Below are 23,276 nucleotides of genomic sequence, written 5' to 3' on the forward strand. Positions count from 1 at the left end.
ACGTACCCGACTCTACGCGCATAGAGGGGAGTTGAGAGTGCGGCCCCCGCGCAGGGAGCGCAGGGGCCGCAGGGTTACTTCAGGTGGTCCGGGCCGAAGGCCTGGGGCAGCATGTCCGACAGCTTGAGGACACCCGCCGGGGTCTCCAACAGGAGCTCCGGGCCGCCGAATTCGAAGAGGAGCTGGCGGCACCGGCCGCACGGCACCAGCACCTCGCCGTGGCCGTCGACGCAGGTGAAGTGCGTCAGGCGGCCGCCGCCGGACAGCTGGAGCGCCGAGACCAGACCGCATTCGGCGCACAGCCCGATGCCGTACGAGGCGTTCTCGACGTTGCAGCCGGTGACGGTGCGCCCGTCCTCGACCAGAGCGGCCGCGCCGACCGGGTAGCCCGAGTACGGCGCGTACGCGCGGGACATGGCCTCGCGCGCGGCCGTGCGCAGCGCCTCCCAGTCGGGCGTCACTTGCCCTGGCCCTTCCGGTAGCGCATGCCGTCCGCCTTCGGCATCCGCAGCCGCTGGGCGGAGAGCGAGAGCACGAGCAGCGTCACGACGTACGGGGTCGCGCCGACGAAGTCGCCGGGCACGTCGTTGGTCAGCAGGTACCAGACCAGGATCAGGACGGCGCTCGCCGCGCTGATCGCGGCCTGGAGCACCGCCTTCTTGTACGCCTTCCAGCCCGCGAGGGCGGCGAGCAGCACGACGAGCAGGAGCAGCAGGGCGTGCACGGTGGTGCCGCCGTTGCGCAGCTGGAGCGCGTCGGAGAAGCCGAACAGGCCCGCGCCCATGGCGAGTCCGCCCGGACGCCAGTTGCCGAAGATCATCGCGGCGAGGCCGATGTAGCCGCGGCCGCCGGTCTGGCCCTCCAGGTAAATGTGCGAGGTGACGAGCGCCAGGAACGCGCCGCCGAGGCCGGCCAGACCGCCGGAGACGGCGACCGCCGCGTACTTGTAGGAGTACACGTTCACGCCGAGCGACTCGGCCGCGATCGGGTTCTCGCCGCAGGAGCGCAGCCGCAGACCGAAGGCGGTCTTCCACAGCAGCCACCAGCTGCCGACGAAGAGCGCCACGGCGATGACGGTCACCCAGGAGACCTCGGTGACCAGGCCGCCGAGGATGCCCGCGAGGTCGGAGACGAGGAACCAGTGGTGTTTCTGGATCGACTCGAGACCGGAGGACAGGCCCGGGACGGTGAAGCTCGGCAGCGAGTCGGCCGGCGGCGACTGCTTGGGGTTGCCGCCCTTGACCTGGGCGTCGCCGCCGTTGAAGAACAGCTTGGCCAGGTACTGCGTCACGCCGAGCGCGAGCAGGTTGATCGCGACACCGGAGACGATGTGGTCGACGCCGAAGGTGATGGTGGCGATCGCGTGGATGACACCGCCGACGACGCCGAAGGCGATACCGGCGAGCAGGCCGAGCCAGGGGCTGGACTGCCAGCCGACCCAGCCGGCCCCGAAGGTGCCGAGGATCATCATGCCTTCGAGGCCGATGTTGACCACGCCGGCCCGCTCGGACCAGAGACCGGCGAGACCGGCCAGGCCGATCGGCACGGCGAGGCCGAGCGCGGCACTGATCTGGCCCTCGCTGGTGAGCTGCTCGGCGCCGGTGATGATGCGTACGGCGGAGACGAGGATCAGCGCGCCCGCGATGATCAGCAGGACCTGCGCGAGGGAGAACTTGCGCTGGGCGTTGCCCCGCTTGGCCCCGGCCGGAGGCGGTGGGGTCGTGGTCGTTTCGGTCGTGACGCTCATGCCGTCACCTCCGTATCGGTCTTGGCGGCCTGGGCCGCGAGCTCCGCGCCGACGCGCTGCTGCTGGCGCTTGAGGCCGTAACGGCGGACGAGTTCGTAGGCGATCACGACGCACAGGACGATGACGCCCTGGATCACGCCGAGGATCTCCTTGTCGTAACCGATCACTTCGAAGTGGCCGGTGGTGCGCTCCAGGTAGCCCCAGAGCAGCGCGGCGAGCGCGACGCCGACCGGGTGGTTGCGGCCGAGCAGGGCGATCGCGATGCCCGTGAAGCCGAGTCCGAGCGGGAAGCTGTTGTCGAACTGGTGGCTGTCGTTGAGCAGCGTCGGCAGGCCGACCAGACCGGCCACCGCACCCGAGATGATCATGCTGGTGACGATCATCTTCTTGACGTTGGCACCGCTCGCGGCGGCCGCCGACTCGGACTGGCCCACGGCCCGCAGGTCGAAGCCGAAGCGGGTGCGGCCGAGCGTGAACCAGTACGCGACGCCGACGAGCGCGGCGACGACGATGAAGCCCCACAGCTGTCCGGCCAGGCCCATGTCGATGGTGAAGAACCACGAGGAGCTGGGCAGCGGCTTGGTGGAGACCAGCGTGCCGGCCTGGTCGAGCTGGCCGAGCCGCTCGGGCTGGAGCAGATAGGCGATGACCGCGGTCGCGATGGAGTTCAGCATGATGGTCGAGATGACCTCGCTGACGCCCCGGGTGACCTTCAGGATGCCCGCGACCGCCGACCACATCGCGCCGACGATCATGGCGACGATGATGATGAGCGGGATCTGCAGGATGCCGGGCAGGCTGAGTGCGCCGCCGACCACCGCGGCGAGGAAGGCCGCCAGGCGGTACTGGCCGTCGACGCCGATGTTGAAGAGGTTCATCCGGAAGCCGATGGCCACCGCGATGCCCGCCAGGTAGTACGTCGTCGCCTTGTTGAGGATGTAGACCTGGCTGTCGCTCGCCGAGCCGTACGACAGCATGTCGTTGAAGGCCGGGAACGGGTTGCGGCCGGTCGCGAGGATGACCAGGGCGGTGACGACAAGGGCCGCGACGAGCGCGAGCACGGGGGCCGCGATCGCGAGGAGCAGCTTCTCCTTGTCGATGCGGGAGGTGAGCTTCTTCATCGGTCCTCTCCCCCAGTGTTCTGCTGGTGCTCCAGGTGGCCGCTGGCGGCACCGGTCATGGCGGAGCCCAGTTCCTCGGGGGTGATCGTGGCGGGGTCGGCGTCGGCGACCAGACGGCCCCGGTACATCACCCGCAGGGTGTCGGACAGGCCGATCAGCTCGTCCAGGTCGGCGGAGATCAGCAGCACGGCGAGGCCTTCGATGCGGGCCTCCCGGATCTGGTCCCAGATCTGCGCCTGGGCGCCGACGTCCACGCCCCGGGTGGGGTGCGCGGCGATCAGCAGTTTGGGGTGGTGGCTCATCTCGCGGCCGACGATCAGCTTCTGCTGGTTGCCGCCGGACAGGGACGCCGCGGTGACCTCGATGCCGGGGGTGCGCACGTCGTACTCGCGCACGATCCGCTCGGTGTCGCTCCGGGCGGCCTTGTTGTCGAGGAGCGGGCCCTTGGAGTTGGGCTTCTCGGTGACGTGGCCGAGGATGCGGTTCTCCCACAGCGGCGCTTCCAGGAGCAGGCCGTGGCGGTGGCGGTCCTCGGGGATGTAGCCGATGCCGCCCTCGCGCCGCTTGCGGGTCGGGGCCGTCGAGATGTCGACGGCGTCGAGCGTGATGACACCGCCGTCCGGGATGCGCATGCCCATGATGGCCTCGACCAGCTCGGCCTGGCCGTTGCCCTCCACGCCGGCGATGCCGAGGACCTCGCCCTTGTGGATGGTGAAGGAGACCGAGGAGAGCACCTCGCGGACCACGCCGTCGGGGTCGGTGGCCGCCAGTCTCAGGTCGCGGACCTGGAGCATCGGGACCGTGGTGACCGTCGACTCGCGGGTCTCGGGCGAGGGCAGCTCGCTGCCCACCATCAGCTCGGCGAGCTGCTTGGTGGAGGTCGTACGGGGGTCGGCGGTGCCCACCGTGGTGCCGCGCCGGATCACCGTGATCTCGTCGGCGACCGAGAGCACCTCGCCCAGCTTGTGCGAGATGAAGATGACGGTGAGGCCCTCGGCCTTGAGCTCGCGCAGGTTGTCGAAGAGCGCCTCGACCTCCTGCGGGACCAGGACCGCGGTCGGCTCGTCCAGGATCAGGGTGCGCGCGCCGCGGTAGAGGACCTTGAGGATCTCCACGCGCTGGCGGTCGGCGACGCCGAGGTCCTCGACCAGGACGTCCGGGCGGACCCCGAGGCCGTACGCGTCCGAGATCTCCTTGATCTTGTTGCGGGCCTTGGCGCCGATGCCGTACAGCTTCTCGCCGCCGAGGACGACGTTCTCCAGGACGGTGAGGTTGTCGGCCAGCATGAAGTGCTGGTGGACCATGCCGATGCCGAGCGCGATGGCGTCGGCGGGGCTGTGGAAGACCGCCTGTTCGCCGTCGATGGTGATGGTGCCCTCGTCCGGCTTCTGCATGCCGTAGAGGATCTTCATCAGGGTCGACTTGCCGGCGCCGTTCTCACCGCACAGGGCGTGCACGGTGCCCTTTTGGACGGTGATGTCGATGTCCTTGTTGGCGACGACACCGGGGAATCGTTTGGTGATGCCGCGCAGTTCGACGGCGGGAGGGCTGGACGCGTTGATGGCGCACTCTCCTCGTGGGCAGGAGCAGGGGGGCGGGGAGCTTCCGGGGAAGCCGGGAAGCGCACTGAAGTTCCATGCCGGGCTCCCGGCGTAGTAGTTCAGCACACTCCTGGCGCGCCAACTCCGGCCTACGCGCGTAGAGTTGACACTTCGTTACGGCCCGGTGGGCAGGGCGGTCCCTGCTCACCGGGCCGGATGTGACGAGGGCGGTCGGGGACCGCCGGGGGTCACGGGGTCGTCTTGACCTTGATGGTGCCGTCGACGATCTTCTTCTGGGCCGCGTCGAGCTGCGGCTTGATGTCGGCGATGAAGCCGCCGCTGGTGGCGAGCGAAACGCCGCCCTTGGAAAGCGGGTAGCTGTTGACGCCGGTCAGCGGCTTGCCGTCCTTGACGGACTTGATCAGGTCGTAGACGCCGATGTCGACGTTCTTGACGACCGAGGTCAGGATCGAGTCCTTGTACTTGGCGAGCGAGGCCTGCTGGTACTGGTCGGAGTCGACACCGATCGCCCAGGCGCCCTTCTTGCCCGCGACGGCCTCGATCGCACCGGTACCGGAGGAGCCGGCCGCCGTGTAGATCACGTCGGCGCCGTTGTCGAGCATGCCCTGGGCGGCCGCCTTGCCCTTGTCGGGGCTGGCGAAGCCGGAGGTGTCCGAGCCGTGCGACAGGTACTGGACCTCGACGTTGTCGGAGGGCTTGGTGTCCTTGACGCCCTGGACGAAGCCCGCCTCGAACTTCTTGATCAGGGGGACGTCCACACCGCCGATGAAGCCGACGTGGTTCGTCTTGCTCTTCAGCGCCGCGGCGACACCCGCGAGGTAGGAGCCCTGCTCCTCGGTGAAGACGATGTCGTCGACGTTCTTCGGGCCCTCCACGACGGAGTCCACGATGCCGAAGGTCACGTTCGGGTACTTGACGGCGACCTGCTTCATCGAGTTCGCGTAGGCGAAGCCGATGCCGATGACCGGGTTGTAGCCCGCACCCGCGAGGTCGGACAGCCGCTGGACGCGGTCCGCCTCGGTGTCGGTGGTCTTGGCGGTCAGTTCCTTGACCTCACCGCCGAACTCCGTCTTGGCCTTGTCGACGCCGCGCGCGGCGGAGTCGTTGAACGAGTGGTCGCCACGGCCGCCGACGTCGTACGCGACGCCGATCTTGACACCCTTGCCGCCCCCGGCGGAGGAAGAGGTGCCCGATTCCTTCTGGGTGGACGTGGAGCCACACGCGGTGGCGGAAAGCGCGAGCGCGGCGGTGGCGATACCGGCCGCAGCGATCTTGGATACCCGGCGCACGAGGAGGTCCCTTCAAACCTGAACCGAGGCGCCCCTACCGGCGCTGGTTTCGCGTCGGATCGTAACGCGCGTAGATGTCGCGTAAAGACCCGTTCGGAAGCCGTTATCGGATCGTCGCGAACAGGGGATGAAGTGTCCGGTTACGAGCGGTTGCCGTCGAGCAGCGCGGCGGCGGTGAACAGTTCCACCCCGACCTTGATGGCGGCCTCGTCCGCATCGAAATCACCCCGATGGAGGTCAAGCCGGGCATTCGAGCCGGGCGTACGGACCCCGAGGCGGGCCATCGCCCCAGGTACATGCTCCAGGTACCACGAAAAGTCCTCGCCACCCAGTGACTGCTCCGTGTCCTCGATCGCATACGGTCCCCGGCGTGCCGCCATCGCGTCGTGCAGCAGCTCGGTGACGGCCGGATCGTTGACGACCGGAGGCACTCCACGGACGTAGTTGATCTCCGATTTGGCGCCGTACAGGGTGGCCACCTCATCGATCGCGGCGTGTACGAGGTCGGGCGCGTCGCGCCACGCCGAGAGCTCCAGGCAGCGGATCGTGCCGGCCAGCTCGGCGTGCATCGGGATGACGTTGCAGGCGTGCCCGGCCTCGATGCGGCCCCAGGTGAGGGCGAGCCCGGCGCGCGCATCGATGCGGCGGGCGAGCAGCGCGGGCACGTCGGCGGCGACCCGGGCGACGGCGGTCACCAGGTCGGTGGTGAGGTGCGGGCGGGCGGTGTGGCCGCCGGGACCGTCCAGGGCGACCTCCAGGCGGTCGCAGGCGGAGGTGATGGCGCCGGGGCGGAGCCCGATCCGGCCGGCGTCGACGCGCGGGTCGCAGTGCACCGCGACGATCCGGCCCACGCCGTCGAGCACGCCCGCCTCGATGGCGTCCGCGGCGCCGCCGGGCAGCACCTCCTCGGCGGGCTGGAAGAGCAGCCGCACGGGCGCGGGGAGGCGGCCCTGGCGGTGCAGCTCGGCGAGGACGAGGCCGGTGCCGAGGACGGTGGTGGTGTGCACGTCGTGGCCGCAGGCGTGGGCGCGGTCGGGGACGGTGGAGCGGTAGGGCACCCCGGTCTTGGCGTCGGGGATGGGCAGGGCGTCGATGTCCGCGCGCAGCGCCAGCATCGGCCGCGTGCGGTCGGGGCTGCCGACGTCGCAGATGAGACCGGTGCCGGAGGGCAGGACGCGGGGCCTGAGGCCGGCCGCTTCGAGCCGGGCCTTGATCGCGCCGGTGGTCCGGAACTCCTGGTTGCCGAGCTCGGGGTGCATGTGCAAGTCCCGGCGGAAGGCGACGAGTTCGCCGAACAGGGCCTCGCTCAGCGTCCCGGGCAGCGGCTCTTCGCCGGGCAGATCGGCTTCGGACTCTCGGGACATCAACTGGTTCACTCGTTGAGGGTAGGCCTCTTCGAGGGTCAACTAACGCTCGATCAACAAAAGTTCAGCCCCAGGGGGGAAGAAAATCGGCCGCAAGGCGCTTGGCCCGTGTGACGACTGGGTAAACTCCTCCGGCCTTCGGCGTACTCGCCCTTGGGACGCTCAGGCCGCCACCGTGGCGAGCCCGTGGGCGTCCCGCGCGGTCCCCGTCACCCCGTCCAGGAAGCCCTGCGCGCGCGGCGAGGCCTTGTCGGTGAGCCACTCCGGGTCTATGTCGCAGACCGCGACGGAGACCCCCGTGCCGGCCAGCGCGAGGGGCAGCGTGTGGACGACGGTGGAGGGGAAGCTCAGGATCGTACGGCCCACCGGCCCCCGGCGCGCTATGAGTTCGAGCGGCAGGTCCGGGCGGACGATCTCCAGGCCGGTGCGGGCGTGCAGGGTGCGCAGCTTCTCGGCGGACTCGCGGCGGTGCGCGAAGTAGCGGGTCACACCGTGCGTACGGGCCAGCCGGCCGACCGCGGCGAGATAGCGCTCGGGGTCCACCACGCCGGTCTCCACCAGCGAAGTCCCCACCAGGTCGGCGCCCTTGGTCAGGCGCGGCGGCCCGAAGTTCGCGCGCGTCCAGCCGAAGGTGTTGGGGGTGACGGTGATGCCTTCGGGCACCTCGACCGGCATCGCGCTGAACACCTCGACGCCGCGGCGCCGCGAAGGGGTGAGGCGTCGGCGGGCGGCCGCGGAGACGGGCGCGAAGAGGAGGTCGCGGGCCCCGGCCCGGCTGCCCCGCCGGTGCCAGCGCACCAGCCGTTCACCGCGGGCGAGTTGGGAGACGAACTCCATCGTGGCCGTGCCGTCGTCCACGACCACCAGGTCATGGGCGCGGGTGACGGTGAGCAGCAGCTGGACGTAGCGCGAGAACGGGTCGCCCATGACGATCCGCTGCGCGCGCCGCAGCATCGGGGTGAGCCCGCCGATCGTGTGGAGGGGGGCGGTGAGCCCGCCCCGGGCCTCCTCCCAGCGCACCTTCGTGCCCGCGTCGCGGGCGAGTTCCGCCATCCGGCGCAGCTGGCCGCGCGACATGGGGTCGGTGGGCGAGAGCACCACCACGGTCAGACCGGACAGGTCCGGCGCCCCGGGACGCAGCTGCGCGGGTACGCCGTCGAGCAGCGGGCCCGGCGAGTGGGCCCACTCCAGGACGTTGAGCAGCTGGACCGGGCTCTCCACGAAGGCGACGGTGGCGGAGGTGTCCCGAGGCACGGCGGGCCCGCCCCCTCAGACCGCGGCCGGGGCGCGGTCGGCGGCCTCCGCCTGGGCGACGACTCCGGCGACCCGGCGCAGCTTCTTCATCGGGGCGAGCTCGGAGTCGTACACCTTCTTGACGCCGTCGCCCAGCGCCGCCTCGATGGTGCGGATGTCGCGGACCAGGCGGGTGAGGCCGCCGGGCTCGACGGAGGCGGCCTGGTCGGAGCCCCACATGGCGCGGTCGAGGGTGATGTGGCGCTCGACGAAGGCGGCGCCGAGGGCGACCGCGGCGAGCGTGGTCTGCAGGCCGGTCTCGTGGCCGCTGTAGCCGATCGGCACGTTGGGGTACTCGGCCATCAGGCTGTTGATCACGCGCAGGTTGAGCTCCTCGGCCTTGGCCGGGTAGGTCGAAGTGGCGTGGCACAGCAGGATGTTGTCGCTGCCGAGCACCTCCACCGCGTGCCGGATCTGCTTCGGGGTCGACATGCCGGTCGAGAGGATGACGGTGCGTCCCGTGGCGCGCAGGGCGCGGAGCAGCTCGTCGTCGGTGAGCGAGGCGGAGGCCACCTTGTGGGCCGGCACGTCGAACTTCTCCAGGAAGGCGACGGCCTCGGTGTCCCACGGCGAGGCGAACCAGTCGATGCCGCGCCGCTCGCAGTGCGCGTCGATGGTGCGGTACTCGTCCTCGCCGAACTCCACCCGGTGGCGGTAGTCGATGTACGTCATCCGGCCCCACGGGGTGTCCCGCTCGATGTCCCACTGGTCTCGCGGGGTGCAGATCTCCGGGGTGCGCTTCTGGAACTTGACCGCGTCGCAGCCCGCGTCGGCGGCGGCGTCGATCAGGGCGAGCGCCTTGTCGAGGTCGCCGTTGTGGTTGATGCCGATCTCGCCGGTGATGTAGACGGGCCGGCCCGGGCCCGCGGTGCGGCTGCCGAGGGTGCGCAGACGGTTGCTCATGAGGGTGTTTCCTTACCTAAGCGGGGGTGTGGTGGCGCTGCGGGGTGTGGTCGAGCTCGGGTCCGAGGAGCCAGGCGGCGATCTCGCGGACCGCTCCTTCGCCGCCGGGGGTGCGGGTCACGGCACGCGCGGCGGCGCGCACCGAGTCATGGGCGCTGCCGACGGCCACCGGCCAGCCGGCGAGCGCGAAGCAGGGCAGGTCGTTGACGTCGTTGCCGGCGTAGAGCACGCGCTGCGGGTCGACGCCCTCGTCCTCGCACCACTGCTTGAGGGCGAGGTCCTTGCGGTCGATGCCGTGCAGCACGGGGATCTTGAGCTTGCGGGCGCGGGCGGCGACGACGGGGTTCTGCTCGGTGGACAGGATGAGCAGCTTGAGCCCGGCCCGGCGCAGGGCGGCGATGCCGAGGCCGTCGCCCCGGTGCACGGCGACGAGTTCGCGGCCCTCGGAGTCGATGAGCACCTTGTCGTCGGTCTGGGTGCCGTCGAAGTCGAGGACGACCGCGTCGACGTCGTCGCAGGTCGGGGTGGGCGCGCGGTCGAGGACCGGGGCCAGCGCGCGAGCCCGTTCCAGGTCGTGCGGCTCGTCGATCTCCAGGACCCGCGCGGGGTCGGTACGCACCAGCGCGGTGCGGCCGAAGAAGCGGTGCTGGTGCCTGCGGAAGCCCTCGGCGTCCATGGCGTAGGCGGCGCCGGTTTCCAGGAAGTCCTGCGGGCGGTCCTGGCGGCGCGGCCGGAACGACTTGTCGTGGCCCATGCCCTGGCCGCCGCCGATCTCGTCCTCGCGCCACAGGAAGCCGTGGAAGGGGGCGACGGTGACGGCGGTCTCGGCGCCGTCCTCGATCACCGCGGCCGCCACGCCCTCGACGTCCTCGCGGGTCAGGAAGGGGCTGGTGCACTGCACGAGCAGCACCACATCGGTGTCCGGGTAGGCGTCCAGGGCGTGCAGCACGGCGGCCTCGCTGGTGGCGGTGTCGCCGGACAGGGCGGCCGGGCGGCCGACAGCCTCGGCGCCGGCCGAGCGGGCCGCGGCCGCGATCGCCGGATCGTCGGTGGAGACGACGACGTCGGTGACGTGGCGCGCCGAGCGGCAGGCGAGCACCGCGCGCACGACGAGGGGGACGCCCGCGACGGGTGCGAGGTTCTTGCCGGGTACGCCCTTGGAGCCGCCCCGGGCGGGGATCACGGCGAGGACTTTCGGGGGCGTCTTGGGCGGCATCACAGTTCTCCCATCCGGCGGATCACGGGCGCGACCCGCTGCACGCCGTGGCGGTAGGCCCCGCGTGCCGCGTCGCGCACGGCGTCCCTGATCACCCGGCGCAGGCCGGTCGGTTCGGTCGCGGGGGCCGCGCCCGGCAGCGGGGTGCCGTCGGGGGCGAGGTGGTGGCGGGCGAGGATGCCCGGGAGGTAGCCGGGTGCGGTGGCGGCCGTGTAGTAGGGGGCGATCGGCGGCCGGCTTTCGTTCGAGAGCAACTCGCGCATCCGCTCACGTACTTGATCGAATGCGCGGTGGTACGCCTCGCCCGGGGCCACTCCCTGGGCGGCGAGCCAGTCGGGGTCGGGCGCGGGCCGGTGGCCGGCGTCGAGCTGGTCCCAGGAGGCGAGGCAGCCGGAGCCGAGGAAGTGGTGGTTGCCCAGGACCTCGCGTACGCCGAGGTCGGTGAGGACGGCCGTGGGGACCGAGCGGTGCAGGGACTCCAGGGCGGCGGTCGAGGAGACCGTCACCAGGAGGTCGGTGCGGTCCAGGACCTCGCCCATGTTTCCGTACGCCAGCCGGAAGTTGGGCGGCAGGTCCATGCCCTTGGCCAGCCGCTGGAAGGGGTGTTCCTCGATGTGCGTGGTGTGCTCGCCGGGTTTCGAGCGGAGCTTGAGGACGACCTCGCGGCCGGGGTGGCGCCGGGCGTGCCCGACCAGGCGCCGCAGCAGGTACTGCCGGTCGGCGCGGCTCTCCGGTACGGAGGGCTGGGCGGCGAAGACGACCGTGTCGCGGCCGGGCTCGGCCCGGTAGGCGGCGCCGCCGAGGAAGGGCAGGGCGGCCTCGGTGACGGCGGACGCGTCCGCGCCCACCCCCTCGTACACCGCCCTGAACCGGCCCGCGTCATGGCGGGAGTTGGCGAGCACCACGTCCGCGCCGTGGCGCAGCAGCAGACCGTCGGCGAGCTTCTCGTAGACGACGCCCACATAGCCGGTGACGACCACGGGCCGCCGGGTGCGGCCCGGCCACAGGGCGGCGAGTCCGTGCAGCGCCGCCTGCGCGGCCCCGCCGACGAGCGCGAGCACGATGACGTCGCACGCTCCACTGCCCGCCATCTCCTTTGCTGCGGCGAGGAATTGGGCCATCGTCACTTCGCGCAGGGCATCGGCGTCCGCCCCGACCTCGGCGAGTTGCCGGGGGGTGGGGGTGGCGCGGCCGCGCAGCAGGAAGCCGGTGATCCCGGGGGCGGCGGATTCGGCGCCGGGCGCCTGCTCGGCGAGGCGGCGCGCGGTGAGCGCACCCCATTTCCACCGGGTGTCCGAATCCGCGAGTACCGCGATCCGCAGCCTTGAGTCGGTACGTGATGGCACGCCGTAGAAACTAGAAAGCCCCGCGGGTTCGCGGCCCAACTCGACTGCAACAACGGGTTAACAGCGCGACTACGAATGACGCGGAAGAAGGCGGGCCGGGCAGGTTAACAGTCCCGCCATTCTTCGTTCACCCGGCATCCCTCCGATGGACAGGGCGAATGACGCGGGGCCGCCCTAGCGTCACCGCCGTGGTCAAGCTCTCCGTCATCGTGCCGTTCTACAACGTACGGACATACGCGCCCGACACCCTGCGAAGCCTGCGTGCCAACGCCCGCGACGACTTCGAGTTCCTGCTCGTCGACGACTGCTCGTCGGACGGCACGATCGAGCTGCTCGAACGCGCCGAGCGGGAGCTGCCGGGGGCGGTGCTGCTGAGACACGAACGCAACGGCGGCCTGGCCACGGCCCGCAATACGGGTCTGGACGCGGCCCGCGGCGAATACCTGACCTACCTGGACGGCGACGACTGGCTCGCCCCGGGCCACTTCACCCAACTCCTGGCGTCCATAGAGGAGTTGGGGTGTGATTTCGTACGCACCGACCACGTCCAGGTGACCGGCCAGGAGCGTACGGTGCACCGCGTGCCGCACGGCCGGCGCGGCGAGGTGATGTCGCCGCGGGACGCGATCCTGCCCGCCACCCGCTCCACCTCGGTGGACTACGCGTACGCCTGGGCCGGGATCTACCACCGCCGCCTCGCCGACCGCGGGCTGCTGCACTTCACCGACGGGCTGCGCACCGCCGAGGACCGGCCGTGGATCTGGCGGCTGCACCGCGAGGCGGAGTCGTTCGCGGTGACCGGACAGCTCGGGGTCTTCTACCGGCGCGGAGTCGCCTCTTCGCTGACCCAGATCGGTGACGTGCGGCAACTCGATTTCATTCGCGCATTCGATCAAGTAATCGAAGAAACGACGAAAGACCGGAATGCGGCCGAACTACTGCCGAAAGCGGTACGGACCTACTGCGCGATCATTTCCCACCATATGAGCTCCATCGAAAGGTTCGAACCGGCCGTGGCGAGGAAACTGCGGGACCTGAGCGCGGGCGCGTTGCGGCGGCTGCCGCAGGACCATCTCAAGGACGCGCTGAACTCGATGGACTCCCGCCGCGCGGCCCGGCTGCGCCGGCTGCGCCACCGCCCGGTCCGCTCCTCGGCGGGGGCTGCCGCCTGATGCGTACGACACAGATCTTCGCGGCGTCCACGCTGTACGGGGTGGCCACGCTGGCCGCCGCGCTCGACAGCGACTGCTTCCCGGCGGCGGACCGGCGGCTGCTGCTCGTCAGCAACAACGCGGCGGCGCCCGAGACGTCGGCCCCGCTCGACACCATGCCGGGCTTCGCGCGGCTGCGGAGCCGCTTCGACGGAGTGCTCTCCTGGAACGCCACGATCGCCCCCTTCCACCCGGGCGGCTGGTCGCCGCGCCCCGACGACGCCCCGTTGTGGGAGCGGCAGTTGCGGACCCTGTGGGACCTCGGCGACGACCGGATCGAACTCGCGCTGGAATCCATCCAGGTCAACCCGGCGCAGGCGGTGGCGCAGCTCTTCCCCGACGCGCCGCTGACCGTGTACGCGGACGGCCTGATGACGTACGGCCCGACCCGCAACAAGCTGGATCCGCTGATCGGGTCGCGGGTGCGGCGGGTGCTCCACCTCGACCTGGTCCCGGGCCTTGAGCCGCTGCTGCTCGGCGAGTTCGAGGTGCCGTGCGAGACGGTGCCGACGGCGGCGTTCACGAAGACGGTCGCCGAACTGGCCGCCGCCGAGGCGGAGTTGGAGCTGTCCGCCGGGGGCGAGCCGATGGCGCTGCTCCTGGGCCAGTACCTGTCCGCGCTGTCCATCCTCACCCCGGAGCAGGAGGAGGAGCTGCATCTGCGCATGCTGCGGGGTGCGGCCGGGCGGGGCCACCGCCGGATCGTCTTCAAGCCGCACCCCTCGGCGCCGCCCGCCTGGTCGCGGGCGCTGGAACGCGAGGCGGACGCGCTGGGTGTCCAACTGACCGTGTTCGAGCGGCCGTTGCTCGCGGAGGTGCTGTACGAACGCCTCTCCCCCGCGCTCGTGGTGGGCTGCTTCTCCACCGCGCTGCTCACGGCGTCGGCGTTCTACGGCATCGAGGTCGCGCGGGTCGGCACCGAGCTGCTCCTGGACCGGCTCGCGCCGTACCAGAACAGCAACCGGGTGCCGGTGACCATCGCGGACGTACTGCTCCCGCCCCTGGAGCCGGGCCCCGCGGCGCCCGCGGTGGATCTGCCGGGGCTGCTGCGCGCGGTGGGGTACGCGATGCAGCCGGAGCTGCGGCCGGATCTGCGGAGTGCCGCCGAGCGGTATCTGGCGGCCGACCTCGACAGCCATACCTGGCGGTACTTCAAGCGCCGCCGCCTGACCTCGCTGGGCCTGCCGGGCGCGGTGCCGGCGGGGCTGATCCCGCGCAACCCGACCCTGCGAAGGATGGCCCGCCGGGCCCGGGCGCTGGTGCGGCGGGTTCAGCGGGCGGAAGGCTGAGCCCTGGGGCTCCGCCCCGGACCCCGCTCCGCAAACTCCCCAGGGCCTAAGAGGCCAGGGGGGACCCCCACGAGGGGCTGGATTTCGCCGACCGGCGATACGTCGCCTCGATCCCCGCCACCACCACCCCCAGCCCCTCCTCGAACCTCTCGTCGAACCCCTCGAACAGCTCCGGCCCCGCCGCCGCGGCCAGCGGATACGCCGCCAGCCGGGCCGCGCGGGCCGATACGTCCACGGCCTCGCGCTGCTCCTGGGGGCGCGGCTCCGTGCCCTGCTCCTCCGCCACGAAGCCCATCGTGTACGCGTACGTCGTCAGTGCGGCGCGCGCCGCGTCGCGGAGCTCGAAGCCCGCTTCGAGCATCACGCCCAGGTAGAGCTCCATGGACTCGGCATGGTCGGTGCCGGTGAAGCGGGCGCCTCCGTACACCTTCGCGCCGTCGCGGTAGCTGAGCAGCATCGTCCGCAGGGCGCGGTTGACGGCGCGGAGCAGGTCCTGCCAGGTGCCCGCCCCCGCACCGGGGACGCCGTCCGCCATCAGCCGCCGGTACATGACCGTCGCCATCTCGTCCAGCAGGGCCTGCTTGTTCTTGAAGTGCCAGTACAGCGCGGGCGCCTGGACCCCCAGCTCCTTCGCGATCGCGCGGACCGTCAGGCCGTCGAGGCCCAGCTCGTTCAGGAGCCGCAGCGCGGTGTCGGCAACCTGCGCCCGGTCGATCTTCGTCGTAGCCACCTTGACAACTTAACACTGTTAAGCGCAGGCTCACAGACATGGAATTTAACGGCGTTAAGGAAACCTCCGGCGCAACCCCCGCCACCGACGTGCTCATCGTCGGCGCCGGCCCCACCGGCCTCGTGCTCGCCATCGACCTGGCCCGCCGCGGCGTCCCCGCCCTGCTCGTAGAGAAGGCCGACCGGCTCTTCCCCGGCTCACGCGGCAAGGGCATCCAGCCCCGCACCCTGGAAGTCCTTGACGACCTCGGTCTCCTCGACGCCGTACGGCAGGCCGGCCGCGACTACCCGCCGATGCTCAACTGGGAGGGCCCGGACGGCTCCGTACGCGGTCGCGAGTGGGACATGGTCGAGCGCTCCGAGCCCACCGAGCAGGAGCCCTACGCCAACGCCCTGCTCATCGGCCAGTCCCGCTTCCAGGAGGTGCTGTACGGCCACCTGCGCGAACTCGGCGGCGACGTCGTCTTCGGCGCCGAGGTGACCGGGCTCGCCCAGGACGCCGAGGGCGTCACGGCCGCGTTCGCCGACGGGCGCACCGTCCGCGCCCGCCACGTCGTCGCGGCGGACGGCGGCCGCTCCGGGCTCCGGCGCGCGCTCGGCATCGCCATGGACGGGGAGAGCGTAAGCCCCAGGCCGATGCTCGTCGCGGACCTCCGCATCACCGCGGACGCGATCGTGGACGACCGCAACTGGCATGTGTGGAACGGCGCTTCGGAAGGCGGCCTCGTGCTCTGCCCGCTGCCCGACGAGCCCGGACTCTTCCAGCTGATCGCCCAGTTCTCGGACGAGAACGCCGTCCCCGACACCAGCGCGGCAGGCGTCCGCAAGCTGGTCACCGCCCGCACCCCGGTGACCGAGGCACAGGTCACCGAGGTCGTCTGGGCCTCCGACTTCCGGCCGCGCGCCGCCCTGGCCGACCGCTACCGCGAGGGCCGGGCCTTCCTCGCGGGCGATGCCGCGCACATCCACTCCCCGGCCGGCGGCCAGGGCCTCAACACCAGCGTCCAGGACGCCTACAACCTGGGCTGGAAGCTCGCCCAGGTGCTCCGCCACGGAGCCCCGGCCGGCCTCCTCGACACCTACGAGCAGGAGCGGCGCCCGATCGCCGCCGGGGTGCTCGGCATCAGCACGCGGCTGCACCGCAAGGCCTTCATCGGCGAGAACAGCCAGCGCCGCGCCGAGGTCCGCCAGCTCGGCCTCGGCTACCGCGGCGGCCCGCTGTCCACCGGGCGGGCGGGCGCGCTGGAGGCGGGCGACCGCGCCCCGGACGGCCCGCGGCCCGGCGGCCGGATCTTCGACCTGCTGCGCGGCCCGCACTTCACCCTCCTCGCCTTCGCCACCCCGGCCCCGGCCATCGCATCGGAGCTGGTCCGGGTGCACGAGCTGGGCGCGTACGAGGCGTACGGACGCGGGCTCTTCCTGGTCCGCCCGGACGGCTACGTGGGCTGGGCGGGCGAGGACGCGACCGGTCTGCACGACTACCTCGCCCGGCTCGGCGCCGCCCAACGCCCTTGACCCGACCCGGAGTCCGGGCCTCACCCGACCGCGAATCGACGCGCAGGCAAACCCGTCCCGGCAGCAGATGAACTTGCCGCGTCGGCCAGGGGAACAGCACCGCTCGGGCCCCTTTTCCGGGCCGGAGCGGACCTACTCTGTCGACGCCAAGAGGCCTGACGGGCCGCACTGGAACCGCCGGGAAGAGGACGCCGTGACGAACACCCTGCCGCGTGTACGAGGCGCCGTGGGCGGGCAGCCGAAGGCGCCGGAGCGCGCTCCGGTGGCGGCCCCGGTCTCCCGGCTCCGCGCTCTGGACGGGCTGCGCCTGATCGCCGCCCTGATGGTCGCGCTGTACCACTACGGCGGCCGCTCCGGCGACATCAGCAAGGGCTGGGGGGCGTCCCCCAAGAAGCTGTTCCCCGCCACCCACGAGTGGTTCTCCTACGGATGCCTCGGGGTGCAGATCTTCTTCGTCATCAGCGGCTTCGTCATCTGCATGAGCGGCTGGGGAAGGCCGCTGCGCGCCTTCTTCGCCTCCCGGGTGGCCCGGCTCTACCCCGCTTACTGGGCGGCGCTGATCATCATCACCGCGGTGTTCGCGCTGCCCTGGGTCGTCTACAAGACGGTCACGCCCAGCGAGTTCGTGGTGAACCTGACCATGCTGCAGATGCCGGTCGGGGTGCACCGGGTGCTCGGGGTGTGCTGGACGCTCTGGGCCGAGCTCCGCTTCTACGCGCTGTTCGCCCTGTGCGTCGTACTGCCCGGCGCGACCCGGCGCCGCGTCATCCTGTTCTGCGCGGGCTGGACCCTGGCGGCCGCGATCACGACGACGGCCAAACAGCCTTTCCTGGACGCCGTGTTCATGCCCGAGTACGCGCCCTTCTTCATCGGCGGCATGGGCCTGTACCTGCTGCACCGCAACCGGCGCGACCTCATCGCCTGGGGCATCACCGGCGTCAGCTGGGCCATCGGCCAGCACTACGCGGTGGCGGGCCTGTGGCACAGGCCGAACCCGGCGGCCTTCTCCAACCGGCAGGCCTCGGTGATCATCGCCATCGTGACGATCGGCTTCCTCCTGGTCGGCGCGATCGCACTCGGCTACTTCCGCTGGGCGAACTGGAGCTGGCTCACGGTCGCGGGCGCCCTCACGTACCCGTTCTACCTGGTCCACGAACACCTGGGCTGGGTGGTCGTCGGCATCCTGCACCGCAAACTCCACATCCCGGCCCCGGCCACGTTCGCCCTGACGATCGCCGCGATGCTGCTCCTGGCCTGGCTGATGAACCGCTACGTGGAACGCTGGGCGACCCCGATGATCCGGCGGGCCCTGTCCCGCAAGCCGACCCCGGCGGTCACGCCTCGCTGAGCATCAGCCGGATGCGGGTTGAGGGTCAGTCGCCGTCGAGCAGGGTGTCCACGGACAGTTCGAGGGCGACGCCCACGGATTCCGGCACCGGCACGCTCTGCCCGCGCTTGTAGTGCTGGGACTTGGCGTACTTCCCGTCGACGGGGTCCTGGTACAGGAGCACCTCGTCGTGCTTGCGGTCGGCGATGAGGTAGACGGGGATTCCGGCCTGGGCGTAACACTCGACCTTGGGGCCGAGGTCGTCGGACCAGTTCGACGACGTCACTTCGACAAGCAAGCGGAAGACGTTCGGGGCGTAGTAGTTCTTCTTGACGTGGGCATCACGGAAGTCCTCATCCACGACCGAGAAGTCGGGGATCGCGAAGTCCTCGGGAAGCGTGGGTAGCCATAGACCGACGCCCTGGACATACCTGAGCCCGGCTTTTCGCGCCCCTGCCCGGTCAAAAGCTACGACCAGCCAAGACAACGACAGCGCATGCGAGCCGTCCGGCGGCGGTGTCACAGTGAGCCTCCCCTGGAGAATCTCCACGCGGTGCCCAGGCAGTGCGCTGGAGAGCAGGTCGGCGGCTTCGCTCATCGTCAGCTCGTGTTGCAGTACGGCCACGGCATCCTCCTTTTCGGAAGCTCACTCTTCACGAGCGTAACCCGGGGCGGGCGATTCCCGCCCCGGGTTACGCATTCGAGGGACTCGCCCTGGTCAGAACGCGTCCGTCGGCACGTACGTCCCCCACACCTCGCGCAGCGCGTTGCACACCTCGCCCACCGTGGCGCGGGCCTTCAGGGCGTCCTTCATCGGGTACAGGACGTTGTCCTCGCCCTCGGCCGCCTTCTTCAGTTCGGCCAGCGCCGCGTCCACCGCGCCCTGGTCGCGCTCGGCGCGCAGGGTGGCGAGGCGGGCGGCCTGCTGGGCCTCGATCGCCGGGTCGACGCGCAGCGGCTCGTAGGGGTCCTCGGTCTCGATCTGGAAGCGGTTGACGCCGACGACGACGCGCTCGCCGGAGTCGGTCTCCTGGGCGATGCGGTAGGCGGAGCGCTCGATCTCGCCCTTCTGGAAGCCGTGCTCGATCGCGTTGACCGCGCCGCCCAACTCCTCGACCTTGGCCATGAGTTCAATGGCCGCCGCCTCGACCTCGTCGGTCATCTTCTCCACCACGTACGACCCGGCGAAGGGGTCGACGGTGGCCGTCACGTCGGTCTCGTACGCCAGGACCTGCTGGGTGCGCAGGGCGAGCCGGGCGCTCTTGTCCGTCGGCAGGGCGATCGCCTCGTCGAAGGAGTTGGTGTGCAGCGACTGGGTGCCGCCGAGGACCGCCGCGAGGCCCTGCACCGCGACGCGCACCAGGTTCACCTCCGGCTGCTGGGCTGTCAGCTGCACGCCCGCCGTCTGCGTGTGGAAGCGCAGCATCAGCGACTTGGGGTTCTTCGCGCCGAACTCCTCGCGCATCACCTTGGCCCAAATCCGGCGCGCGGCACGGAACTTGGCGACCTCTTCGAGGATCGTCGTGCGCGAGACGAAGAAGAAGGAGAGGCGGGGGGCGAAGTCGTCCACGTCCATCCCGGCCGCGACCGCGGTGCGGACGTACTCGATGCCGTCGGCGAGCGTGAACGCGATCTCCTGCGCGGGCGAGGCGCCGGCCTCGGCCATGTGGTAGCCGGAGATCGAGATGGTGTTCCACTTGGGGATCTCGGCCCGGCAGTACTTGAAGATGTCCGCGATCAGACGGAGCGAGGGCTTCGGCGGGAAGATGTACGTCCCGCGCGCGATGTACTCCTTGAGTACGTCGTTCTGGATCGTGCCGGTGAGCTTGTCGGCCGGAACTCCCTGTTCCTCGCCGACCAGTTGGTACATCAGGAGCAGCAGCGCCGCCGGGGCGTTGATCGTCATCGACGTCGACACCTTGTCGAGCGGGATGCCGCCGAACAGGATCCGCATGTCGTCCACCGAGTCGATGGCGACGCCGACCTTGCCGACCTCACCGGAGGCGATCGCGGCGTCCGAGTCGTGGCCCATCTGGGTCGGCAGGTCGAAGGCGACCGACAGGCCCATGGTGCCGTTCGCGATGAGCTGCTTGTAGCGGGCGTTGGACTCGACGGCGGTGCCGAAACCGGCGTACTGCCGCATCGTCCACGGGCGCCCGGTGTACATCGACGGGTACACGCCGCGGGTGAACGGGTACGAGCCCGGCTCGCCCAGTTTCTCGGCGGGATCCCATCCGGCGAGGGTCTCCGGTCCGTAGACCGGTTCGATGGGCAACCCGGATTCCGACTCGCGCGCCATGTGCTGTGCCTCCCGCTAGAGCTCTACTACTCACTTACTCACTGGTACCCAACCCTCGCGACGGACTGTAGCGGCGGGCGTGCGGCGGGTGGAGAGGCGCACGCTGGGAGCTTGCTCACAGCATGCGCGATGCGGCCGACTGCTTTTGCAACCGTTCACCGGGGGAATCTGTCTCTGCGGACACCAGAGAATCAGGGGGGCGACCGATGCGCCGGATCCACCGCACCACTCTCATAGCCAGAACCCTCGCCGCGACCGCCGTCATCGCGGTGGCCGTGGGGTGCAGCCCGCAGAGCAGCAAGGCCGATGCGCGTACGCCCGCGACACCCGCCACGCCCGGATCGGCGTCGCCCGCCGCGGCCGCCGCGCCCTCGGCAGCCGCCTCCGCCTCAACCGACGCCGCCACCGACGGCAAGCCGGCCGGTTCGCCCGCCCCCGGCGCCTCGGCCACCACCGCGGCCAAGCCCGCGCCCCACATCGTGCTGGCGAGCGGCGCCGAGGGCGACCAGGTCAAGGAGCTCCAGGCCCGGCTCGCCCAGATCGGCTGGTTCGACGACACCCCGACGGGCACGTACGGCGCGGCGACCACCGAAGCCGTCAAGGGCTTCCAGGCCAAGCGCGGGCTCGCCGAGACGGGCAGCACGGACAGCGTGACCTGGAACAGGCTCCTCGCCATGACGACGAAGCCGACGGCCGAGGAACTCGCGGGCGAGGCGGTCAACAAGCCGGCGGCCAAGCTCGATCCGCGCTGTATGACGGGCCACGTGATGTGCATCAGCAAGACCAGCCGCACGCTGTCGTGGGTGGTCAACGGCAAGGTGCGGTCGACCATGGACGTGCGCTTCGGCTCGCAGTACACCCCGACCCGCGAGGGCGTCTTCAGCGTCTTCGAGAAGAGCCGCAACCACGTCTCGACGATCTACCACACGGCCATGCCGTACGCGATGTTCTTCAGCGGCGGCCAGGCGGTGCACTACTCCTCGGACTTCGCGGCGCGCGGCTACAACGGCGCCTCGCACGGCTGCGTCAACGTCCGGGACAAGGGCAAGATCGCCGCACTGTTCGACCAGGTCCACATCGGCGACAAGGTCGTCGTCTACTGGTAGCCGGTGGCGGCAGCCGGGGCCTGCGGCCGGTCGAAAGTGGTCGGAAGAGGGAGGGCGCGGGCGGGACCGGGGGAACGTGTCCCGCCCGCGCCATTCGCGCGGAGCCGTGGGTACGGGGGGAACCCCGGCTCATCTGCGCCGCCGATGACCAGTCGGCTCACTCAGTACTGCGTCACCGTCTCAAAAAACGTTACTGCCGGTTCCGACCCGCGCTCCGGCGCACGACTTCGAGCGCGGGTCAGTGCGCCACGGGCGTGCTGATCACGCCGGGTTTCAGCCAGTCCAGGATCTGGCCGGGCCGGGTGGCGACGGAGTTCTGCTTGCCGCCGCCCCCGCCGCCGTTCTTGTTGCCGGAGCCGTCGCCCTTGCCCTTGTCCTTGCCATCTCCGTTGCCGCTGCCGTCGCCGTTGCCACCGCCGTCCGTACCGCCGGACTTGCCGCCCTTGCCGTCGAGCAGCAGATCGCAGAATTCCTTCACCGCGGCCGAACCGTGCGCCGCGGACTCCAGGTTGCGGCGGCGCTCCTGGTCGAGCCGGCCCGAGCGGTAGTCGCGGCAGTCGTCGGCCGTCCTGGCGAGCCACTGGGCGGGGTCGTCGCCCTGGTCGCCGGAGGCGCCGCCCTGGTCGGGGCCGCCCTTCTTCCCGGCGTCGCCGGTACCGCCCGAGGCGGGGCCGCCGGGGGTGGCGCCGGGCGAGCCGCCGCCGGACGCGCCCGTACCGGACGACGGTTCGTGGCGGCCGGGCGTCGGGGAGCCGGGGCCCGGGGAGTGCGCGGGCGAGGTGACGACCGGGTCCGGGTTCACCTCGGCGGAGACGGTCGCGGCGGGCGTCGGGTCCTGGTTGTCGGAGGAGAACGGGCCGGGCAGCACACCGGTGCCCGCGGCGACGGCGACCCCGCCGAGCGCACAGCAGGCCAGCGCGGCGGCGAGCCCGAGGCGCACCGGGCCGATCCGCCGGCGGCGGGGGGCCGCCACGACCGGGGCGACCCGTCCGACCCGTACGACACCCAACGCCTCGGTGTCGTCGGCGCCTTGGGGGCGGGCCGTGCGGAAGGCGGCCAGGGCGGCCGCCTCGCCGGGGAGTTCGGCGGCGGACGGCTCGGGCCGGGCTGCGGAACGCAGCAGGGCCGAGAGCCGCGCGGCCTCGGCACGGGCCCGCTCGTCACCCGGCTCCACGGATTCCCCGCGCAGCAGTCGCTCGGCGGCATCCCGGTCGAGCCACTCGTGCCGCTCGTCTGCCATCACATGTCCTTCTGCGTCCGGGCGCGCGATTGCGTCACACCGCGTTCCGGCGCACGCTGCGACGGCACGGCACCCAGCTCCTCCGCATCCTGGGGTACGTCCCCGTCGAGACCGTCCGCGCCGAGCAGTTCGGCCAGGCGCTTCAGGCCCCGGTGCGCGGCGGTCCGCACCGCGCCGGGTCGTTTGCCCAGGGTCTGCGCCGCGCTCTTCGCGTCAAGGCCGACCACCACGCGCAGCACGACGGCCTCGGCCTGGTCCTGCGGGAGCTGGGCGATGAGCGCCATCGTACGTCCGGTGCCGAGCGCCTCCATCGCCTCGTCCGCGGTGTCCGAGTCGGCGGCCCGTCCGGTCAGCTCGGTCTCGTCGCCGCCGACGGCGGGCCTGCGGCCGCGCATCCGGATGTGGTCGAGCGCCCGGTTGCGGGCGATGCGCGCGGCCCAGCCGCGGAACCGGTCCCCGTCACCCGTGAAGCGCCCGAGGTCGCGGGCGATCTGCAGCCAGGCCTCGGACGCCACGTCCTCGGTGTCGGGTTCGCCGACCAGTGTGCGGATGTAGCCGAGCAGCCGCGGGTGCACGGAGCGGTACACAGCACGGAAGGCTTCCTCGTCCCCGTCCTGCGCCCTGAGCACCGCGGCGGTCAGCTCCGCGTCGTCCCCCAGCAATCCCTGCACCCTGTCTTGACTGACTGATCCGATGTCACCGCTGGTCATCACTGTCGC

20 protein-coding genes are annotated in these 23,276 nt (G+C 71.3%); 5 read left to right on the top strand and 15 right to left on the bottom strand.

Annotated elements, in window-relative coordinates:
* Positions 1 to 74: 74 nt before the first annotated feature.
* The 10 genes from ACIBK6_RS31885 to ACIBK6_RS31930 form a co-directional block, all read right to left on the bottom strand.
* Entirely contained in the window at positions 75 to 461 is a 387-nt protein-coding gene (locus tag ACIBK6_RS31885) for a cytidine deaminase (protein WP_399055080.1), read from the bottom strand.
* Positions 458 to 1,747 carry an ABC transporter permease gene (locus ACIBK6_RS31890; RefSeq protein ID WP_399055082.1) on the bottom strand — a complete coding sequence of 430 codons (1,290 nt, stop codon included), beginning with the start codon at positions 1,745 to 1,747 and terminating at the stop codon, positions 458 to 460. Before ACIBK6_RS31890 ends, ACIBK6_RS31885 begins: the two co-directional genes overlap by 4 nt.
* On the bottom strand, positions 1,744 to 2,868 hold the full coding sequence (locus ACIBK6_RS31895; protein ID WP_399055084.1) for an ABC transporter permease: 1,125 nt from the start codon (positions 2,866 to 2,868) through the stop codon (positions 1,744 to 1,746). The genes ACIBK6_RS31890 and ACIBK6_RS31895 overlap by 4 nt, the downstream gene beginning before the upstream one ends.
* Positions 2,865 to 4,430 carry an ABC transporter ATP-binding protein gene (locus ACIBK6_RS31900; RefSeq protein WP_399055194.1) on the bottom strand — a complete coding sequence of 522 codons (1,566 nt, stop codon included), beginning with the start codon at positions 4,428 to 4,430 and terminating at the stop codon, positions 2,865 to 2,867. The genes ACIBK6_RS31895 and ACIBK6_RS31900 overlap by 4 nt, the downstream gene beginning before the upstream one ends.
* A gap of 227 nt (positions 4,431 to 4,657) precedes the next feature.
* Positions 4,658 to 5,719, bottom strand: coding sequence for a BMP family protein (locus tag ACIBK6_RS31905; RefSeq protein ID WP_399055086.1), 1,062 nt, complete (start codon positions 5,717 to 5,719; stop codon positions 4,658 to 4,660).
* A 140-nt stretch (positions 5,720 to 5,859) separates the two neighbouring features.
* Positions 5,860 to 7,083, bottom strand: coding sequence for an amidohydrolase (locus ACIBK6_RS31910; protein WP_399055196.1), 1,224 nt, complete (start codon positions 7,081 to 7,083; stop codon positions 5,860 to 5,862).
* Between the two features lie 162 nt (positions 7,084 to 7,245).
* Positions 7,246 to 8,337 carry a hypothetical protein gene (locus tag ACIBK6_RS31915; RefSeq protein WP_399055088.1) on the bottom strand — a complete coding sequence of 364 codons (1,092 nt, stop codon included), beginning with the start codon at positions 8,335 to 8,337 and terminating at the stop codon, positions 7,246 to 7,248.
* 15 nt (positions 8,338 to 8,352) lie between these two features.
* Positions 8,353 to 9,279, bottom strand: coding sequence for an N-acetylneuraminate synthase family protein (locus ACIBK6_RS31920; RefSeq protein WP_399055090.1), 927 nt, complete (start codon positions 9,277 to 9,279; stop codon positions 8,353 to 8,355).
* A 16-nt stretch (positions 9,280 to 9,295) separates the two neighbouring features.
* On the bottom strand, positions 9,296 to 10,495 hold the full coding sequence (locus ACIBK6_RS31925; protein WP_399055092.1) for a cytidylyltransferase domain-containing protein: 1,200 nt from the start codon (positions 10,493 to 10,495) through the stop codon (positions 9,296 to 9,298).
* On the bottom strand, positions 10,495 to 11,841 hold the full coding sequence (locus ACIBK6_RS31930; protein ID WP_399055094.1) for a DUF6716 putative glycosyltransferase: 1,347 nt from the start codon (positions 11,839 to 11,841) through the stop codon (positions 10,495 to 10,497). The genes ACIBK6_RS31925 and ACIBK6_RS31930 overlap by 1 nt, the downstream gene beginning before the upstream one ends.
* A 188-nt stretch (positions 11,842 to 12,029) precedes the next feature.
* On the opposite strand from ACIBK6_RS31930, the gene ACIBK6_RS31935 reads away from it, so the two are divergent.
* Together ACIBK6_RS31935 and ACIBK6_RS31940 are read left to right on the top strand one after the other, a co-directional pair.
* The gene (locus ACIBK6_RS31935; RefSeq protein WP_399055096.1) at positions 12,030 to 13,013 is read left to right on the top strand and encodes a glycosyltransferase family 2 protein; all 984 of its coding nucleotides are present in this window, start codon (positions 12,030 to 12,032) and stop codon (positions 13,011 to 13,013) included.
* Positions 13,013 to 14,341: an alpha-2,8-polysialyltransferase family protein gene (locus ACIBK6_RS31940; RefSeq protein WP_399055098.1), complete on the top strand. Its 1,329-nt coding sequence runs from the start codon at positions 13,013 to 13,015 to the stop codon at positions 14,339 to 14,341. Before ACIBK6_RS31935 ends, ACIBK6_RS31940 begins: the two co-directional genes overlap by 1 nt.
* Positions 14,342 to 14,387: 46 nt before the next feature.
* Here ACIBK6_RS31940 and ACIBK6_RS31945 read toward each other — a convergent pair whose 3' ends face one another.
* Complete coding sequence (locus ACIBK6_RS31945) at positions 14,388 to 15,071, bottom strand: TetR/AcrR family transcriptional regulator C-terminal domain-containing protein (protein ID WP_399055100.1); 684 nt, start codon at positions 15,069 to 15,071, stop codon at positions 14,388 to 14,390.
* Positions 15,072 to 15,109: 38 nt separating this feature from the next.
* Here ACIBK6_RS31945 and ACIBK6_RS31950 point away from each other — a divergent pair, with 38 nt between their 5' ends.
* Positions 15,110 to 16,585, top strand: a complete 1,476-nt coding sequence (locus ACIBK6_RS31950; protein WP_399055102.1) for an FAD-dependent monooxygenase — start codon at positions 15,110 to 15,112, stop codon at positions 16,583 to 16,585.
* Between the two features lie 193 nt (positions 16,586 to 16,778).
* On the top strand, positions 16,779 to 17,933 hold the full coding sequence (locus ACIBK6_RS31955; RefSeq protein ID WP_399055104.1) for an acyltransferase family protein: 1,155 nt from the start codon (positions 16,779 to 16,781) through the stop codon (positions 17,931 to 17,933).
* 25 nt (positions 17,934 to 17,958) lie between these two features.
* On the opposite strand, the gene ACIBK6_RS31960 is transcribed toward ACIBK6_RS31955, so the two are convergent.
* On the bottom strand, positions 17,959 to 18,537 hold the full coding sequence (locus tag ACIBK6_RS31960; protein ID WP_399055106.1) for a Uma2 family endonuclease: 579 nt from the start codon (positions 18,535 to 18,537) through the stop codon (positions 17,959 to 17,961).
* Between the two features lie 93 nt (positions 18,538 to 18,630).
* Positions 18,631 to 20,211 (bottom strand): methylmalonyl-CoA mutase, encoded by a 1,581-nt coding sequence (locus tag ACIBK6_RS31965; RefSeq protein ID WP_399055109.1) that lies wholly within the window; start codon positions 20,209 to 20,211, stop codon positions 18,631 to 18,633.
* 206 nt (positions 20,212 to 20,417) lie between these two features.
* Between ACIBK6_RS31965 and ACIBK6_RS31970 the strand changes: the two genes are divergently transcribed.
* Positions 20,418 to 21,317 carry a L,D-transpeptidase family protein gene (locus ACIBK6_RS31970; protein WP_399055111.1) on the top strand — a complete coding sequence of 300 codons (900 nt, stop codon included), beginning with the start codon at positions 20,418 to 20,420 and terminating at the stop codon, positions 21,315 to 21,317.
* Positions 21,318 to 21,555: 238 nt separating this feature from the next.
* Here the strand turns inward: ACIBK6_RS31970 and ACIBK6_RS31975 are convergent, their stop codons facing one another.
* Together ACIBK6_RS31975 and ACIBK6_RS31980 are read right to left on the bottom strand one after the other, a co-directional pair.
* On the bottom strand, positions 21,556 to 22,557 hold the full coding sequence (locus ACIBK6_RS31975; RefSeq protein ID WP_399055113.1) for a hypothetical protein: 1,002 nt from the start codon (positions 22,555 to 22,557) through the stop codon (positions 21,556 to 21,558).
* Entirely contained in the window at positions 22,557 to 23,219 is a 663-nt protein-coding gene (locus ACIBK6_RS31980; protein WP_399055115.1) for an RNA polymerase sigma factor, read from the bottom strand. Before ACIBK6_RS31980 ends, ACIBK6_RS31975 begins: the two co-directional genes overlap by 1 nt.
* Between the last annotated feature and the right edge of the window lie 57 nt (positions 23,220 to 23,276).

It is taken from the genome of Streptomyces sp. NPDC050485, from assembly GCF_044458185.1.
GTDB lineage: Bacteria > Actinomycetota > Actinomycetes > Streptomycetales > Streptomycetaceae > Streptomyces.